The sequence below is a fragment of the Citrobacter sedlakii NBRC 105722 genome (assembly GCF_000759835.1).
GTDB classification, from domain to species: domain Bacteria; phylum Pseudomonadota; class Gammaproteobacteria; order Enterobacterales; family Enterobacteriaceae; genus Citrobacter_A; species Citrobacter_A sedlakii.
This window is the reverse complement of the sequence record NZ_BBNB01000001.1, coordinates 44,991-62,040: the sequence shown is the minus strand read 5'-3', so window position 1 is coordinate 62,040 and position 17,050 is coordinate 44,991. Positions and strand designations below refer to the sequence as shown.

Sequence of the window (17,050 nt, the reverse complement as noted above, 5' to 3'; positions counted from 1 at the left end):
ACAACCCTGAAAAAAGAAAGGGGCGTAGTTTCCCACGCCCCTGCTGACTTATTGTTACTTCCAGCACACCAGACAGTAATTCTTCTTGCCGCGACGCAGCAGCGTGTAGCGGCCATACAGACGATCGCTTTCCGCGAAGACATACTCCGGATCGGACTGCTTTGCGCCGTTAATGGTGATCGCGTTCGAGGCGATAGTTTTACGCGCCTGACCGCGAGAAGGCTGCAGCTCGGCATCCACCAGCGCCTGCATCAGATCCGCGCCCTTTTCCATCTCAACCATCGGAACGCCGTCCTGCGCAAGCTGTTCGAAGTCCGCTTCGCTCAGATCGCTCAGCGTCCCGTTGAACAGGCTCTCGGTGATGCGTTTCGCCGCCACCAGACCTTCTTCGCCGTGGACCAGACGCGTCACCTGCTCAGCCAGCACGTACTGGGCGCGAGGCGCTTTGCCGCTGTTTTTGTCTTCTTCTTCCAGCGCGTTGATCTCTTCAATATCCATAAAGGTGAAGAATTTCAGGAAGCGATACACATCGGCATCGGCGGTGTTGATCCAGAACTGGTAGAATTTGTAAGGACTGGTTTTCTTCGGATCCAGCCACACTGCGCCGCCTTCGGTTTTACCAAACTTGGTGCCGTCGGCTTTGGTGATCAGCGGAACGGTCAGCCCGAACACCTGGTTCTGATGCAGACGACGGGTCAGGTCGATACCGGAAGTAATGTTGCCCCACTGGTCCGAACCGCCAATTTGCAGCGTCACGCCGTGAAGTTTATTCAGGCAGGCAAAATCGTAACCTTGCAGAAGATTGTAGGAGAACTCGGTAAACGAGATACCCTGATCGTCACGATTCAGGCGCTGCTTCACCGCTTCTTTATTGATCATCTGGTTAACGGAGAAATGTTTACCGATATCGCGCAGGAAGGTCAGCACGTTCATGTTGCCGAACCAGTCATAGTTGTTCGCTGCGATGGCGGAATTGTCGCCGCAGTCGAAATCGAGGAACGGCGCAACCTGTTTACGGATTTTGTCTACCCACTCCTGAACGGTGTCTTCCGTGTTCAGTTTACGCTCGGCGGCTTTGAAGCTCGGATCGCCAATCAGACCCGTTGCGCCGCCAACCAGCGCGACGGGCTTATGACCAGCCTGCTGGAAGCGTTTCAGGCATAACAAGGGAACCAGATGCCCCAAATGCAAGCTGTCAGCGGTAGGATCGAAGCCGCAATAGAGCGCGATCGGGCCTTGCGCCAGTCGCTCTGCTAACGCTTCCTCGTCCGTCACCTGGGCTACCAGCCCCCGCTCTTGCAATTGTTTAATCAAGTTACTGCTTGCCATCAAAATCTCCATGTATAAAACGACTGCACCTTTGCCGGTACACGACTTTTCGCCAGACGCGAAAGCTCTATAGAATAAAGCGCCGGGGCACGCAGCGCTAGCGCTTAAAACAACATTTTCGGGGTTTACGGGGCGAGCCGATCAATTTTCCACGCGTTATTTTCACGCTGATAGAGAAAGCGATCATGCAGACGGTGCTCACCACCCTGCCAAAACTCCATTTGCTCGATGCTGATGCGGAATCCGCCCCAAAAGCTGGGCAGCGGTACGTCGCCCTGTTGGAACTTCTGTTTCAGCTCAAGGAATTTGCTTTCGAGGATCCCGCGTGCGGAAATTCGGCTGGACTGCTTAGAGACCCAGGCGCCTATCTGGCTGTCTCGCGGACGGCTGTGGAAATACTTGATCACTTCGAGCGTCGACAACCGTTCTGCCTGACCGATAACCATCACCTGACGTTCCAGCATATGCCACGGGAACAGCAGGCTGACGCGCGGATTATTTTCAATTTGATGCGCTTTGCGGCTTCCGAGGTTGGTGTAGAAGACCAGCCCTTTTTCATCATAGTGCTTGAGGAGGACGATACGCTGGTACGGTTGGCCATTTTCATCGACCGTAGCGACGACCATCGCAGTGGGATCGGCCAGTCTGGCTTCACATGCCTGAGCCAGCCAGCGTTCGAAAAGGGTTAATGGTTCAGCGGGGAGATCGTGGCGACGCAGGCCACCTTTTGTGTATTCACGGCGCAGGTGCGCGATTTGCTGCAATTCGTCGTTATCAGACATGGTGTTCGCTACGGATTGTCAGTGGGTGGCGCTATTGTGCGCCGCCCTGTTGAAAATCTCAACGCTTCGGGTTTTGTAACTGACAGTTATTCAACACGATGCGGTCGCGCTTATAAACGGTGGCGCTGTCGCCCTTCGACCAGAAAACATAAATGCCGTCGGTGTACCGCGCGCCGGAGGCTGATACGCCCTGCTTGAGAGTCAGCAGCTTATTATCATAAATAAAGCTAACGTCCTGGCGGGTGTTATTCGATTTAACGGTTAGCGGTTTTTCGTCGCACTGGTATTCCAGCGTGTCCGTTTGCATCCGCTCGACAAACTGGTTATAGACGCTGCAGCCTGACAGCATAAGCGGAAGGCAGAGGAGTAAGAGTTTTTTCATAGCCGTATCCTGAAGACTTTCCTGGTCATGGAGGGTGAAAATACCCTCCCTAATGTTCCGATTGTAACGTCAGACGCCGCCAGAAAAATTCAGTTAACTCTGAGTTCGCGGGTTAGCCGGAAAAATCCCGCCCAGCACACTCGCTTCACGCGCGCCGGTCACCGACGGTAAATTACCCGGCAGTCCGGCTACCGTTCGCCACGCCAGCCAGGCGAAAGCCAACGCTTCCATATCATCACCGCTGACGCCCGCGGTATCGGTGGTGGTCACTTCCGTTCCCGGCAGTAACGCAGCCAACCTCGCCATCAACAGCGGGTTGCGGCTTCCTCCGCCACACACCATCAGACGGTCGCAACCCCCGTTCAGCAACACTTGTTCAGAAATTGTCACCGCGGTCAGCTCGGTAAGCGTCGCCTGTACGTCCTGCGCTTTCACGCCGGGAAAGGCCGCCAGTTGACGTTCTATCCAGCCATAGTTGAAATACTCCCGCCCGGTACTTTTCGGCGCAGGCAGCGCGAACCACGGATCGCTGAGCATCGCCTGCAGCAGAGGAATGATTACCGTTCCGCCGCGCGCCCATTCAGCATCTTTATCATATGGCTTCGCACACTGCCGCCAGATCCAGGCATCCATCAGCATATTGCCGGGCCCGGTGTCATGCCCGCGCACCGGCTGATCCGGTATCAACAGCGAAAGATTGGCGATTCCGCCGATATTGAGCACCATTCGCCGCTCCGTCGGATGCGCCAGCAGCGCCTGATGAAAAGCAGGGACCAGCGGCGCGCCCTGTCCGCCCAGCGCGATATCCCGACGGCGAAAATCGCCCACCACCGTGATACCGGTGCGCGCCACAATCTGGTTGTTATCGCCTATCTGCATCGTATGCGGGAATGCGCCCGTCGGCTCATGCCATACCGTTTGCCCGTGACAGCCAATCGCCACAATGTCCTGAGGGCGAAGCTTTTCCTGAGCAAGCAGTCCGTTAACCGCGTCAGCGAAGAGTTGGCCAAGTTGCACATCAAGCTGGCCTAACCGGGAAAGGGTCAGGGGCTGTCCCTGGCAAATGTCGAGAATCGCATGTTTAAGCGCGACGGGCATCGGCCAGCTCACGCTCGCCTGTTGCGCCACCATTGTGTCATCTATCGTCGCCAGTACCACGTCAACACCATCGAGGCTGGTGCCTGACATCACGCCAATATAGCGGCCCGATTTCATACCTGTTCCTTATTAAGCCTGACTTTGCGTCACACTCCATCATAAACCCGCGGGCAATGCTACGCTTCATTAACGTTTTGTTCCGAAATTCCGTATAGCGTCCTGTTTAATAAACTGACTGAATAGTTCGTTTAAAGTTGGTTAACGAGCCTGTTATTATGATTTCTGTTTAGTCTGGACAGAATATGTGACCTCAAACGCACAAATGCCATATAATTGAACCATGGGAGATGCCTGGATGGCGTTTCATGGTGAACAGGAGATTTTAAATGATTAAACGTGTGCTGATCGTTTCACTGGCTGGCCTGTCCTTAGTGGGCTGTGCTAACACCGATAGCCTTTCAGGTGATGTGTATACCGCTTCGGAAGCAAAACAAGTGCAGAACGTCACTTACGGTACCATCGTAAACGTTCGTCCGGTTCAGATTCAGGCGGGTAACGATGAAAACGTGATCGGTGCGATCGGGGGTGCGGTTCTCGGTGGTTTCCTGGGTAACACCGTTGGCGGTGGTACGGGCCGTTCTCTGGCTACCGCAGCAGGCGCAGTCGCCGGCGGCGTCGCAGGCCAGAGCGTTCAGGGTGCGATGAATAAAACCCAGGGCGTGGAACTGGAAATCCGTAAGGATGATGGAAATACCATCATGGTCGTACAGAAACAGGGTAACACCCGTTTCTCTGCGGGTCAGCGCGTGGTGCTGGCAAGCAACGGTCGTCAGGTTACCGTCTCTCCGCGCTAAACGAATTACGTGTGGTCAGGGCTGGCCACACGTCTCCCCACCTCAGTCTCGCGACTGTAACTCGATAATATTGCGCTCAAGTCGGGCGATGAGTTTAATCAGCAGATCAATTTCCTGCGTTGAAATCCCTTCCAGAATTTCACCACGCGTTTTGTTGATGACCGCTTCCATGTCGGCAATCAGCGGTTCAGCCTTTTCAGTCAGCTTGATACGTTTTGCCCGACGATCGCTGGCGCACGTCTGTCGTGAAATCAGGCCTTTTTCTTCGAGCTGATCCAGCGTACGTACCAGTGATGGCTGTTCAATGCCGATCGCTTTTGCCAATTGAATCTGTGATTGATCGGGCGGCAATTGGTGAATATTATGCAGCGTTACCCAGTGTGTCTGCGTCAATTCCAGAGGCTTAAGACGGTGGTCTATCAAAGCACGCCAAATGCGCACCAACCGTGCCAGATCAGAACCTAATGGCGATTCCAATTTCATCTCCTTATAATTAGCTTGCTAAGATATTATACTGATTTTAGAATAGTGTGCAGCATTTGCATTCCTAAAACAAATGTATTGCTGCATTTGCTTACGTGTTGACATATTTTTCAGACATTACGCGAAAAAAGCGCGTTCTGAGGTTTTTTTTGCTAAACCTGTAGTAACGCGACCTGACGCAAAGGATTTTTGCTGTGACCATCGCACTTAATGCAACGGGAATGCCCTTACAAGACATGGTGATTGGCGCATCCATTTATTTCCCTCCCCTTTTCAAAGCCTTTGCGCTGGGCTTTATCCTGTGGCTGTTCATTCATCGCCTTCTGCGCGACCGCCTCTATTCCGGCGAATACTGGCATCCTTTGTTGCTGGATCTCTCTCTTTTTGCCCTGTGCGTTTGCGCTGGCCTGTTATTGTTGGTGGTGTTCTGATTATGTCACTTAAAACGTTAAAATATTTTTCGACGATCGTCATCGCCACTGCCGCGGTGCTCGCCGGTTGGTGGATGTGGAATTATTACATGCAGTCTCCCTGGACGCGTGACGGTAAAGTCAGAGCCGAACAGGTCAGCGTTACCCCGCAGGTATCCGGGGCGATCGTCGACCTGAAAGTGAAAGATAACCAGTTTGTTCACGCCGGCGACCTGCTGTTCAGCATCGACAAAACACCTTTTCATATCGCAGAGCTCAATGCGCAAGCTCAACTGGCAAAAGCACAGTCCGATCTGGCTAAAGCCAATAACGAAGCCAACCGCCGTCGCCATTTAACCCGTAACGTAATCTCCGCCGAGGAGCTTGACACGGCTAACCTGAATGTCAAAGCCATGCAAGCAAGCGTTGGCGTCGCCCAGGCAACGCTGAAGCAGGCCCAGTGGCAGCTCAGTCAGACGGAAGTACGCGCCCCGGTTTCCGGCTGGATCACCAACCTTTCCACCCGAACGGGGGATTTCGCCGCCACCGGACAGCCGCTGTTTGCGCTGGTCGACAGCCACTCTTTTTACGTGATGGGGTATTTTGAAGAGACCAAATTACGTCACATTCGTCCTGGCGCGCCTGCGCAAATAACGCTTTATAGCGGCAACGTAAAGTTACAGGGTCACGTTTCCAGTATCGGTCGTGCTATTTACGACCAGAGCGTAGAAAGTGATTCAGGTCTGGTGCCAGACATTAAACCCAATGTGCCCTGGGTTCGGCTGGCGCAGCGGGTGCCAGTGCGGATTGAATTTAACGCATTGCCGAAAGACCTGACGCTTGTCTCTGGCACCACCTGCAGTGTGGCGATTGGGCAGTAAATGACGCTCCCTCGTCTCTCCCTGCGCAATACGCCATGGCTGAAAGCCACCGCCGGACAATGGCGCTATGCGCTGCGTAACACCCTTGCCATGTGCCTGGCGCTGACCTTTGCCTATTACCTGAATCTCGATGAACCCTACTGGGCGATGACCTCCGCTGCGGTTGTCAGCTTCCCGACCGTGGGCGGCGTGATCAGTAAAAGCCTGGGCCGTATCGCGGGGAGCCTGCTTGGCGCTACCGCTGCGCTGATTCTCGCCGGGCACACCCTTAATGAACCATGGCTTTTTCTGCTTAGCATGGCGGCGTGGATCGGCTTTTGTACCTGGGCCTGCGCGTATTTCAGCAATAATGTCGCTTACGCCTTTCAACTGGCGGGCTACACGGCGGCGATTATCGCCTTTCCAATGGTAAACATTGTCGAAATAACCCAACTGTGGGATATCGCCCAGGCGCGAGTCTGCGAAGTGATTGTCGGGATTTTATGCGGCGGCATGATGATGATGATCCTGCCCAGTACCTCAGACGGCACCGCCCTGTTGACGGCGCTGAAGAAGATGCATGCGCGCCTGCTGGAACATGCGAGTTTGCTGTGGCAACCGGACACAACCGATGCCATTCGCGCCGCTCACGAAGGGGTGATCGGGCAAATACTGACGATGAACTTATTGCGTATCCAGGCGTTCTGGAGCCATTACCGCTTTCGTCGACAGAACGCGCTGCTTAATGCCCTGCTGCACCAGCAACTGCGTCTCACCAGCGTCATCTCCAGCCTGCGAAGAATGTTGCTGAACTGGCCCAATCCGCCCGCCAATAGCCGGGAGATTATTGAGGCGCTACTGCTCGCCCTGGCCCGACCGCAAACTGACAGCTATACCGTCGCCAGGATCCTTGCCCCGCTTGCACCGCCAGATAGATCAGATTTTCGTCACGTCGCCTTCTGGCAGCGGTTGCGCTACTTTTGCCGTCTTTATCTGCAAAGCAGCCGCCAGCTACGGCTTCTGGAAACAGACACGCTACAGGCGCACATCCGCATCCCGCGGGTCCCAGCCCTTGCGCGCCATACTGACAGCGCGGAGGCTATCTGGAGCGGCCTGCGCACCTTCGCTACGCTAATGGCTATCGGCGCGTGGAGTATCGGCGCGCAGTGGGAATCGGGCTCGGGGGCGCTCACGCTGGCCGCCATCAGTTGTGTGCTCTATTCGGTAGTGGCGACACCGTTTAAATCGCTGTCGCTACTGATGCGTACGCTGGTGTTACTGTCGTTGTTCAGCTTTGTGGTGAAGTTTGGTTTGATGGTTCAGATCAGCGATCTCTGGCAATTTTTGCTGTTCCTGTTTCCGTTACTCGTCACCATGCAACTGTTCAAACTGCAAATGCCAAAGCTGGCGGGCCTGTGGGGACAATTGATTGTATTTATGGGCTCATTTATCGCGGTGACGAACCCGCCCGTTTATGACTTTGCCGATTTCCTTAACGATAATACGGCCAAAATTGTTGGCGTCGCCCTGTCATGGCTGGCATTCGCCATTCTGCGTCCCGGTTCTGATGCGCGTAAAAGCCGGCGGCATATCCGCGCGCTGCGTCGCGATTTTGTCGATCAGTTAAGCCGTCGTCCCTCGCTCAGCGAACATGAGTTTGAGTCGCTGACTTATCACCACATCAGCCAGTTAAGCAACAGCCAGGACGCGCTGGCGAGGCGCTGGCTTCTGCGATGGGGAGTGGTGTTACTGAACTGTTCACACGTTGTCTGGCAGCTGCGCGCCTGGGAATCGCGCTCCGATCCGCTGTCGCGGGTGAGAGATATCTGTATCGCTTTGTTGCGTGACGTGATGAGCGAGCGCGGCGTACAACAGCGGCCGCTGGCGGCGTCCCTGGCGGAACTGCTGCGCATCTGCGAAACGCTTTCGCGTCACCCGCAGCCTGCCGCGCAGGAACTGGCCGCTCTTCTCTGGCGGCTACACTGCTCGCTGTCACAACTCGAGCAGGCGCCGCCAGAAGGAACGCTGACAACCTGATTATTTGATGACACCACAGGCAAACCGTGCCCCGCCGCCGCCCAACGGTTTTGGCTGATCGGACATATTATCGCCGCCAACGTGGATCATCAGCGCCTTATCTTTGATTTCATCAAGGGATTTCAGGCGTGATGCGGTCACAGGAATAACGGCTTTCCCTTCGTTGTTGACCACCAGCACGGGCAAGTCGCCTAAATGCCCTTCACCGTCTGGCCCGGCGTGCTTGCCGGTTTGGTGGGGGTCGAAGTGCCCGCCCGCGGCTTCTGCGGCAGATGCTTTACCGTCTTTCATCGCCGGTTCGCAACTGCCATTCGCGTGAATGTGAAAACCATGCTCGCCCGGCGGCAACGCTTTCAGATCCGGCGTAAACTCCAGCCCTTTATCGGTTTCATTAATGGTCACCTCACCGATGGATTGCCCAATGCCTTGTGCGGTGACCAGATTCATTTCCACTTTCTCACTGGCGGCCTGCGCCCCGGTACACGCTAACAGGGTTAACACGGCCAGACTTAATCGTTTCATAGGACCTCCGTTTTGTGTGCATTTGGCTTAAGTGTAAACCAGAGACGCAATTTTGGACGGAAAATCCAATATTTAGCGATTACGGCACGTCATACCCGAGCGCGGCTTTACGAATACGGAACCATTGCTGACGGCTCATGTTCAGCGACGCCGATCCCACGGCGGCCCTGACGCGCTCAATTTTGCCGGAACCGATAATTGGCAGCGGCTGCGATGGCAAACGAAGCACCCAGGCGTACACGACCTGCTCAATCGTCTCTGCGTTTAGCTCCTCCGCCACTACCGCCAGCTCATTATGTAGCGGCTGAAACGCATCGTCGTTAAATAAACGACCGCCGCCGAGGCACGACCATGCCATCGGACGAATACGCAGTTGCTGAAGTTGATCGAGCGTGCCATCCAGCAGCAGCGGCTGATGCACCGGAGAAATCTCCACCTGATTCGTTGCCAGCGTGAACGGTAAACGGGACTGCAGCAGCGTAAACTGCGCGGGAGTAAAGTTTGACACGCCAAAGTGACGTACTTTTCCGCTCTGGTGCAGATGCTGGAAGGCTTCTGCCACCTCGTCGGCGTCCATCAGCGGATCGGGACGATGAATCAGCAGCAGATCCAGACGATCGGTGGCCAGATTGACCAGCGACTGCTCGGCACTCTTCACGATATGGTCACGATCGGTGATGTAGTGGCCGAGGGCGTTTTCTGCTCGCGCGGTGGTGGCGATACCGCATTTTGTGACAATCTCCATTTGCTCGCGCAGATGCGGCGCCAGCTTCAGCGCGTCACCAAAGGCCGCCTCGCACTGGTAGCCGCCATAAATATCCGCGTGGTCGACGGTGGTGATACCCAGTTCCAGGTGCTGCTCGATAAAGCTTACTCGCTCCTGGGGGGACATGTTCCAGTCCATCAGTCGCCAGTAGCCCATCACAAAGCGGGAAAAGGTCGGGCCTTGCGGCGCAATTGTCGTACGCTGAACCATAACTGCTTCCTCGTGAAATAAAGTGTTCCGAGTATATACAATTCGTCGGTTAAAAGAGTGAAGGCTGTTGCGGTTCTTCAGGCTCTGCGGGTTTGTTTGCGCGCAATTTACGCAGCAGGCGCTGGCGGCACAGCCTCAGCACGTCCTGCTTCTGGGCGTCACTCATTTTCTGCCAGTTGAAGCGTTCGTCACGGCTGCGAAAACAGCCGCGACAAAATCCCCTCTCGTCGGACTGACAGATGCCGCGACACGGACTCTGGACGGGAAAAAATTCTAACTGCTCTGCCACATCCCCTCCTCATCTTTCGCCTGTACACACTATTGAAGACGGAAACCTGCTATCTGGCAACCCGGCTTGCATTAGACCGACTGGTCTATTACACTTTGCCCTATGAACAAGCATACTGAATGCGATACCCGCGAACACTTACTGGCCACCGGCGAGCATCTGTGCATGCAGCGCGGATTTACCGGGATGGGCCTTAGCGAACTGTTGAAGACCGCCGAAGTGCCAAAGGGCTCGTTTTACCACTATTTTCGCTCCAAGGAAGCTTTTGGCGTCGCGATGCTGGAGCGCCATTTTGCCGCTTATCATCAGCGATTGACGGAGCACTTTACTACGGGCGCCGGAAATTACCGTGACCGCATTCTGGCTTACTATCAGGAAACGCTGAACCAGTTTCGTCAGCAGGGGACCATCAGTGGTTGTCTGACGGTAAAACTGTCCGCTGAGGTGTGCGATCTGTCTGAAGACATGCGTTCCGCGATGGACAAAGGCGCGAGTAATATTATCGCCATTCTTGCCCATGCGCTGGAAAAGGGTCGCGAAAGCCATTGTCTGACATTTCCCGGCGAGCCGTTACAACAGGCGCAAATCCTTTACGCGCTCTGGTTGGGCGCGAATTTACAGGCCAAGATTTCGCGCAGCGCCATGCCGCTCGAAAACGCGCTGGCGCATGTGCGACGTATCATCACAACGCCTGAGGGTTAACAGGCGTTTTTATTTACTCAATCACTAGACGACCGGTCTATTCATCACTGGAGCCATTATGTCCTCTGAAAAACTGTTTACCCCACTGAAGGTGGGTGCGATCACCGCAGCTAACCGTGTATTCATGGCCCCGCTGACGCGTCTGCGCAGCATTGAGCCTGGCGACATCCCGACTCCGTTAATGGCAGAATATTACCGTCAGCGCGCCAGCGCCGGTCTCATCATCAGCGAAGCGACGCAAATTTCCGCCCAGGCGAAAGGCTATGCGGGCGCGCCGGGTCTGCACAGCGACGAGCAGATTGCCGCGTGGAAAAAAATAACTGCCGGCGTTCATGCAGAAAACGGGCATATTGCCGTACAGCTGTGGCACACCGGGCGCATTTCTCATGCCAGCCTGCAACCTGGAGGGCAGCCGCCGGTTTCCGCTTCCGCGCTGAGCGCCGGGACGCGCACCTCTCTACGTGACGAAAACGGCAATGCGATCCGCGTTGACACCTCCATGCCGCGCGCGCTGGAAACCCATGAAATCCCGGGTATTGTGAATGATTTCCGCCAGGCCATCGCCAATGCCCGCGAAGCCGGTTTCGATCTCGTTGAGTTGCACTCCGCCCACGGATATCTGCTGCATCAGTTCCTTTCACCTTCGTCTAACCACCGTACCGACCAGTACGGCGGCAGCGTTGAAAATCGCGCGCGTCTGGTTCTTGAGGTTGTGGATGCGGGGATTCAGGAATGGGGCGCTGACCGTATTGGTATTCGCATCTCCCCTATCGGTACTTTCCAGAACGTGGACAATGGCCCCAACGAAGAAGCAGATGCGCTGTATCTGATCGAAGAACTGGGTAAACGTGGCATCGCTTATCTGCATATGTCCGAGCCGGACTGGGCAGGCGGCGCGTCTTATACTGAAGCCTTCCGCGAAAAAGTACGCGCGCGTTTCCAGGGTCCCATCGTTGGCGCTGGCGCATACACCCGTGAAAAAGCGGAAACCCTCATTGAAAAAGGCCTGATCGACGCGGTTGCGTTCGGTCGCGATTACATTGCCAACCCGGATCTGGTCACCCGACTGCAACGTAAAGCCGAGCTGAACCCGCAGCGCAGCGAGAGTTTCTACGGTGGCGGCGCGGAAGGTTATACCGATTACCCGACGCTGTGATCCCGCCTGCGGCATTCCTCCATTGATAGCGGCGCGAAAACGCCGCTATACTAAAACAACATTTTGAATGTATTGACCATTTTTAAGGGGATAAACAATGCGTTTACTTCATACCATGCTGCGCGTCGGCGATTTGCAGCGTTCTATCGACTTTTACACTAACGTTTTAGGCATGAAACTGCTGCGTACCAGCGAAAATCCGGAGTACAAATATTCTCTGGCATTTGTCGGCTACGGTGAAGAGAGTGACGAAGCGGTGATCGAACTGACGTATAACTGGGGTGTCGATCGCTATGAACTGGGGACCGCTTATGGTCACATTGCGCTGAGCGTTGATAACGCAGCGGAAGCCTGCGAGCGGATTCGCCAGAACGGCGGTAATGTCACGCGTGAAGCGGGTCCGGTAAAAGGCGGCACCACCGTGATTGCGTTTGTTGAAGATCCGGACGGTTACAAAATCGAATTGATCGAAGAAAAAGACGCCGGTCGCGGTCTGGGTAATTAATCCCTTCCGGGCGCGGCTTCTCTGCGCCCGCAGTTTTACTGCAATGAGCGCCTTTTTTTGGCATACTACGCGCTGCATTTTTTCTGTATTTAAGAGACCCCGATGTCCGATAACGCTCAACTTACCGGTCTGTGCGACCGTTTTCGCGGTTTTTACCCTGTCGTCATTGATGTTGAAACGGCCGGGTTTAATGCCAGAACCGATGCGCTGCTTGAAATTGCCGCCATCACGTTGAAAATGGATGAACAGGGCTGGCTGATGCCGGACACTACGCTGCATTTCCATGTCGAACCGTTCGAAGGCGCGAATTTGCAGCCCGAAGCGCTGGCGTTTAACGGCATCGACCCCAGCAACCCGCTGCGTGGCGCGGTGAGTGAATATGACGCCCTGCACGCCATTTTTAAAATGGTGCGGAAAGGAATTAAAGACAGCGGCTGTAACCGCGCGATCATGGTGGCGCATAACGCTACGTTCGATCACAGCTTTATGATGGCGGCGGCCGAGCGCGCCTCGCTAAAGCGCAACCCTTTTCATCCGTTTGTCACTTTCGACACTGCCGCCCTCAGCGGACTGGCGCTAGGCCAAACGGTTCTGTCGAAAGCCTGTCTGGCGGCAGGTATGGAGTTTGACGGCACGCAGGCTCATTCGGCGCTTTACGACACGGAACGTACGGCAGTGCTGTTTTGTGAAATCGTCAACCGCTGGAAACGACTGGGCGGCTGGCCGCTGGCCATGCCCGAGGCTTAACGCCGTACGTAAAAAAGCGACCTTTCGGTCGCTTTTTTAGTGAGTGCCGGATGGCCGCGCGTTGGCGACTTCTCCAGCCTGTCACCTCAATCCCGCAGGCGTCACCTTACTCGGTATCTGATTCTTCAGACTTGTACTTCGCCGCGGTCTCTTTGATCAGTTGCTGCAATTCGCCACGCTGATACATTTCGATCAGGATGTCGCAGCCGCCAACCAGTTCGCCATCAACCCACAACTGCGGGAAGGTTGGCCAGTTAGCATACTTCGGCAGTTCGGCGCGGATATCCGGGTTCTGCAAAATATCGACATAAGCAAAACGCTCACCACAGGCAGAAAGCGCCTGCACAGCCTGGGCAGAGAACCCGCAGCTTGGCAGTTTTGGCGAACCTTTCATATACAGCAGGATTGGGTTTTCAGCGATCTGGCGCTGAATTTTTTCGATAGTGGTGCTCATTGTCTTGCTTCCTTAACTTCTTTTACGGCAGTCGTCTGACATTGTAGCGGCTCAGGCCGACATCGGAAAATAACATTTTCATTACGCTTTACTATTTTATCGTCTGAAGCCTTAAGTTGCATTGCAAATCACTGTTCAGGCCGCCCTTTTCAGCCAATTGTCTATTGAATAAGCAAATTTACCTTTGGTTGCTGCTTTTTTTAGCACTTATGCGCGGAACACTTTTTTTAACAATAAAAGCTATTAACTTTCTTCAATGCTATAGATTAGAATCATCAGGTTTTGTAAATCACATGCAGGCATGATTGCGCCTGCCTTAACCGAGGAATGCTCAGTGGCGCGGATTAACCGACTCTCCATCACGCTCTGTGCTTTACTGTTTACAACGATTTCCTTTATGTCCGTGGCCCAGGCTTCCCGGCAGGCCAGGACAACGTCTGATATTTCTCACAGCAAGAAAACCGCAGACAAGAAAAAAAACACCGCAACAGCGAAAAAGACCACGAAAAATTCCCAACGCACCGCAAAAAAAACAACCGCTAAAAACGCAGTGAAAACGGCATCGGCCAGCAAAAAACGTGTAACCCCCTCCAGCAAAATCTCCCGAACAACCAGTCGCCGCACAAAATCTGGCGTTCCGAAGACAGCCGTCGTGAGCTGGACGGAAAAATGCACGCCACGCAAAGGCCGCAAGCCACACTGCGTGAAGGTGAAAAGCGCAGCGGCCAGCACCCTTGCGGACGCGCATAAGTTAAAAGTCCAAAAAGCCACCAGTACAGCAATGAATAAACTGATGAGCCAGATTGGTAAACCCTACCGCTGGGGCGGTACATCGCCGCGTACTGGCTTCGACTGTAGCGGTCTGGTCTATTACGCCTATAAGGATTTGGTTAAATTCCGCATACCCCGCACGGCAAACGAGATGTATCACCTGCGTGATGCGGCGCCGATCGAACGGGGTGAGCTGAAAAATGGCGATCTGGTGTTCTTCCGTACCCAGGGTCGCGGCACAGCCGATCATGTTGGAGTCTACGTCGGTAACGGCAAATTTATTCAGTCGCCACGCAGCGGTCAGGAAATCCAAATCACCTCTCTTAGCGAAGACTACTGGCAGCGCCATTATGTCGGCGCCCGCAGGGTGATGACGCCGAAAACCATTCGCTAAAACTTTACCCTGTTGTTACACAACAGGGTAAGTTCTTCTTTTGCCACACCTTTCAATTTGCTACCCTATCCTTACGTACAATAAGGTTATTGTGCGAATCAATATTAATAATAAGGAGAGAAGCAATGTCGTTCGAATTACCTGCATTACCGTATGCCAAAGATGCGCTTGCGCCGCATATTTCCGCTGAAACGCTGGAATACCACTATGGCAAACACCATCAGACCTATGTGACAAACCTGAATAACCTGATCAAAGGCACCTCATTAGAAGGCAAATCGCTGGAAGAGATTGTGCGGAGCTCTGAGGGGGGCGTGTTTAACAACGCCGCTCAGGTCTGGAACCACACCTTCTACTGGAATTGCCTGGCGCCGAATGCCGGTGGGGAACCCACGGGTGAACTGGCTGACGCTATCGCCGCCGCGTTTGGCAGCTTCGCCGACTTCAAGGCCCAGTTTACCGATGCCGCGATCAAGAACTTCGGCTCCGGCTGGACCTGGCTGGTTAAAGACAAAGACGGCAAGCTGGCTATCGTGTCCACGTCTAACGCGGGGACGCCGCTCACCACAGACGCCACGCCGTTAATGACCGTCGACGTATGGGAACACGCCTATTACATTGACTATCGTAACGCGCGTCCGGGTTATCTGGAAAACTTCTGGGCGCTGGTTAACTGGGCGTTTGTGGCGAAAAACTTTGCCGCATAACTGAAAAATGCCCGACAGCACATTCGTGCGTTGGGCATTAAAGAGTTTGCCGTTTTAGCTGGCGACGCACTCTGTCTGCGGCTGTTTTCTGGCGGAAATAAACACCAGCAGTAGCGCCAGCCCCGCCACGATCGCCCCCATAACCGGAACAAAAGCGTAGCCCAGACCGCCGGAAATGACCGCCCCGCCCGCGGCAGCGCCCAGCGCATTACCCAGGTTGAAAGCGCCAATATTCACTGACGAAGAAAGGCCCGGCGCCTCGTGCGCCACACGCATCACCCGCATTTGCAGTGGAGGCACCACCGCGAAGGTCGCCGCTCCCCAGACCACCATAGCGATCGCTGCCCCCAGCGCATTTTGCGCCAGAAAGGGGATCGCCAGCATAATCACCATCAGAAGCAACAGAAAACCTTTCAGGGTGCCATTCACCGAACGGTCAGCCAGTTTTCCGCCAAAATAATTACCGATGGAAAACCCAACGCCAATCAGCACCAGCATACCGGTGACAAACGCTGGCGAGGCATGCGTAATGCTGTGCAATACGGGCGCGATGTAGGTATACAGCGTAAACATCGCCCCAGCCCCCAGAACAGTGGTTAATAACGCCGTCAACACCTGCGGACGCATCAGCACCGCCAGCTCCTTTTTTACCTCCGGACGCGTTCCAGCGCTGCCCTTCGGCAAGGAGAAGAACAGGCTCGCCATCGCGATAACGCCCAGCCCGGCGGTCGCCATAAACGACATTCGCCAGCCGATAGTTTCACCGAGCCAGGTGGCAGCCGGAACACCGCCGATGTTGGCGATGGTCAGTCCCATAAACATTGTTGCCACCGCGCTGGCCTGCTTATGCTTTGGCACCACGCTTGCCGCCACGACGGAGCCCAGCCCAAAAAAGGCGCCGTGGTTCAGACTGGTCAGAACGCGAGAGAGCATCAGGGTGGTGTAATCAGGAGAGATAGCGGAAAGCACATTGCCCACGGTGAAAATGGCCATCAGAAAGATCAGCGCATTGCGACGTCCACGATGTGAAAGCAGCAGCGTCATTAACGGCGCGCCGACCATCACCCCAATGGCATAAGCGCTGATCAGCATTCCTGCGGCGGGAATCGTCACATCAACGCCGCGAGCGATGACCGGCAATAATCCCATGGGAGAAAATTCAGTGGTGCCGATCCCGAACGCGCCTATGGCCAACGCCAGTAAAGGGTAATTTATTTTCATACGGTAATGACTCCGCCTGTTCGCGCTTAAACGCAGTGGACAAGAAAAGCCAAAAGCATGACATCAATCACAAAAAAAGAGAAGTTAACAAATTTACAAAAGACTTTTGCATTTTTGATAACAATTGGCGAAGGGAATGTGAGGGAGCGACACTCCCTCAGCGGTAAATCAGTGCAGTGCTGCGGTTAAACCACCTGCCACGATCAGAGCCAGAACAATAAACGTGGTCACTAATGAAAATTTCAGATCGGTGCTCATCAACTTTTCTCCTTTTTATTCCCACACAAAAAGTGATATAGCGCATTTTTACACACTTGAAAGCAAAAATCTCCCACGATTTAGGGTGATATCTGTTTTTAACACTTCCCCTT

Annotated in this window: 20 protein-coding genes and 1 pseudogene; 10 read left to right on the top strand and 11 right to left on the bottom strand. The window is 54.3% G+C overall.

The annotated features are described in order from the left end of the window. Window positions 1-54: 54 nt before the first annotated feature. From tyrS to anmK, 4 genes are all read right to left on the bottom strand, one after another. Complete coding sequence (gene tyrS, locus CSE01S_RS00330; RefSeq protein WP_042282796.1) at window positions 55-1,329, bottom strand: tyrosine--tRNA ligase; 1,275 nt, start codon at window positions 1,327-1,329, stop codon at window positions 55-57. Window positions 1,330-1,454: 125 nt separating this feature from the next. After that, window positions 1,455-2,111, bottom strand: coding sequence for a pyridoxamine 5'-phosphate oxidase (gene pdxH, locus CSE01S_RS00325; protein WP_042282794.1), 657 nt, complete (start codon window positions 2,109-2,111; stop codon window positions 1,455-1,457). Between the two features lie 58 nt (window positions 2,112-2,169). Next, window positions 2,170-2,493 (bottom strand): C-type lysozyme inhibitor, encoded by a 324-nt coding sequence (gene mliC, locus CSE01S_RS00320; RefSeq protein WP_042282791.1) that lies wholly within the window; start codon window positions 2,491-2,493, stop codon window positions 2,170-2,172. Between the two features lie 93 nt (window positions 2,494-2,586). Continuing rightward, the gene (gene anmK / locus CSE01S_RS00315) at window positions 2,587-3,708 is read right to left on the bottom strand and encodes an anhydro-N-acetylmuramic acid kinase (protein WP_042282790.1); all 1,122 of its coding nucleotides are present in this window, start codon (window positions 3,706-3,708) and stop codon (window positions 2,587-2,589) included. A 269-nt stretch (window positions 3,709-3,977) separates the two neighbouring features. Here anmK and slyB point away from each other — a divergent pair, with 269 nt between their 5' ends. Beyond that, the gene (slyB, locus tag CSE01S_RS00310) at window positions 3,978-4,445 is read left to right on the top strand and encodes an outer membrane lipoprotein SlyB (RefSeq protein WP_042282788.1); all 468 of its coding nucleotides are present in this window, start codon (window positions 3,978-3,980) and stop codon (window positions 4,443-4,445) included. Between the two features lie 42 nt (window positions 4,446-4,487). On the opposite strand, the gene slyA is transcribed toward slyB, so the two are convergent. Beyond that, on the bottom strand, window positions 4,488-4,928 hold the full coding sequence (gene slyA, locus CSE01S_RS00305; RefSeq protein ID WP_082636795.1) for a transcriptional regulator SlyA: 441 nt from the start codon (window positions 4,926-4,928) through the stop codon (window positions 4,488-4,490). A gap of 194 nt (window positions 4,929-5,122) precedes the next feature. Between slyA and CSE01S_RS00300 the strand changes: the two genes are divergently transcribed. The 3 genes and pseudogenes from CSE01S_RS00300 (at window position 5,123) to CSE01S_RS00290 (ending at window position 8,293) form a co-directional block, all read left to right on the top strand. Further along, window positions 5,123-5,359 carry a DUF1656 domain-containing protein gene (locus CSE01S_RS00300; RefSeq protein WP_120714876.1) on the top strand — a complete coding sequence of 79 codons (237 nt, stop codon included), beginning with the start codon at window positions 5,123-5,125 and terminating at the stop codon, window positions 5,357-5,359. Between the two features lie 2 nt (window positions 5,360-5,361). After that, window positions 5,362-6,219: an efflux RND transporter periplasmic adaptor subunit gene (locus CSE01S_RS00295; RefSeq protein ID WP_042282784.1), complete on the top strand. Its 858-nt coding sequence runs from the start codon at window positions 5,362-5,364 to the stop codon at window positions 6,217-6,219. Beyond that, window positions 6,220-8,293, top strand: a pseudogene (locus CSE01S_RS00290) (FUSC family protein). Here the strand turns inward: CSE01S_RS00290 and sodC are convergent. The 3 genes from sodC to CSE01S_RS00275 form a co-directional block, all read right to left on the bottom strand. Next, window positions 8,236-8,757 (bottom strand): superoxide dismutase [Cu-Zn] SodC, encoded by a 522-nt coding sequence (sodC, locus tag CSE01S_RS00285; RefSeq protein ID WP_042282781.1) that lies wholly within the window; start codon window positions 8,755-8,757, stop codon window positions 8,236-8,238. The pseudogene CSE01S_RS00290 and the gene sodC sit on opposite strands and share 58 nt — an antisense overlap. A 79-nt stretch (window positions 8,758-8,836) precedes the next feature. After that, entirely contained in the window at window positions 8,837-9,733 is an 897-nt protein-coding gene (locus CSE01S_RS00280; RefSeq protein ID WP_042282780.1) for an aldo/keto reductase, read from the bottom strand. Window positions 9,734-9,782: 49 nt separating this feature from the next. Next, window positions 9,783-10,022 (bottom strand): DUF1289 domain-containing protein, encoded by a 240-nt coding sequence (locus tag CSE01S_RS00275; protein ID WP_042282778.1) that lies wholly within the window; start codon window positions 10,020-10,022, stop codon window positions 9,783-9,785. A gap of 102 nt (window positions 10,023-10,124) precedes the next feature. Between CSE01S_RS00275 and CSE01S_RS00270 the strand changes: the two genes are divergently transcribed. The 4 genes from CSE01S_RS00270 (at window position 10,125) to rnt (ending at window position 13,132) form a co-directional block, all read left to right on the top strand. Beyond that, complete coding sequence (locus tag CSE01S_RS00270) at window positions 10,125-10,724, top strand: TetR/AcrR family transcriptional regulator (RefSeq protein WP_042282775.1); 600 nt, start codon at window positions 10,125-10,127, stop codon at window positions 10,722-10,724. A gap of 58 nt (window positions 10,725-10,782) precedes the next feature. Then, a complete protein-coding gene (locus CSE01S_RS00265; protein WP_042282773.1) occupies window positions 10,783-11,880 on the top strand; it encodes an alkene reductase in 1,098 nt (365 codons plus the stop codon). A gap of 97 nt (window positions 11,881-11,977) precedes the next feature. After that, window positions 11,978-12,385: a lactoylglutathione lyase gene (gene gloA, locus CSE01S_RS00260; protein WP_042282771.1), complete on the top strand. Its 408-nt coding sequence runs from the start codon at window positions 11,978-11,980 to the stop codon at window positions 12,383-12,385. 102 nt (window positions 12,386-12,487) lie between these two features. Beyond that, on the top strand, window positions 12,488-13,132 hold the full coding sequence (rnt, locus tag CSE01S_RS00255; RefSeq protein ID WP_042282769.1) for a ribonuclease T: 645 nt from the start codon (window positions 12,488-12,490) through the stop codon (window positions 13,130-13,132). A gap of 106 nt (window positions 13,133-13,238) precedes the next feature. Here the strand turns inward: rnt and grxD are convergent, their stop codons facing one another. After that, window positions 13,239-13,586 carry a monothiol glutaredoxin 4 gene (gene grxD, locus CSE01S_RS00250; RefSeq protein ID WP_042282768.1) on the bottom strand — a complete coding sequence of 116 codons (348 nt, stop codon included), beginning with the start codon at window positions 13,584-13,586 and terminating at the stop codon, window positions 13,239-13,241. Window positions 13,587-13,920: 334 nt separating this feature from the next. Between grxD and CSE01S_RS00245 the strand changes: the two genes are divergently transcribed. After that, entirely contained in the window at window positions 13,921-14,751 is an 831-nt protein-coding gene (locus tag CSE01S_RS00245; RefSeq protein ID WP_042282766.1) for a C40 family peptidase, read from the top strand. Between the two features lie 125 nt (window positions 14,752-14,876). Continuing rightward, window positions 14,877-15,458: a superoxide dismutase [Fe] gene (gene sodB / locus CSE01S_RS00240; protein WP_042282765.1), complete on the top strand. Its 582-nt coding sequence runs from the start codon at window positions 14,877-14,879 to the stop codon at window positions 15,456-15,458. Between the two features lie 54 nt (window positions 15,459-15,512). Here the strand turns inward: sodB and CSE01S_RS00235 are convergent, their stop codons facing one another. Then, complete coding sequence (locus CSE01S_RS00235; protein WP_042282763.1) at window positions 15,513-16,679, bottom strand: MFS transporter; 1,167 nt, start codon at window positions 16,677-16,679, stop codon at window positions 15,513-15,515. 168 nt (window positions 16,680-16,847) lie between these two features. Next, the gene (cydH, locus tag CSE01S_RS22975) at window positions 16,848-16,937 is read right to left on the bottom strand and encodes a cytochrome bd-I oxidase subunit CydH (RefSeq protein WP_086512609.1); all 90 of its coding nucleotides are present in this window, start codon (window positions 16,935-16,937) and stop codon (window positions 16,848-16,850) included. Window positions 16,938-17,050 lie beyond the last annotated feature (113 nt).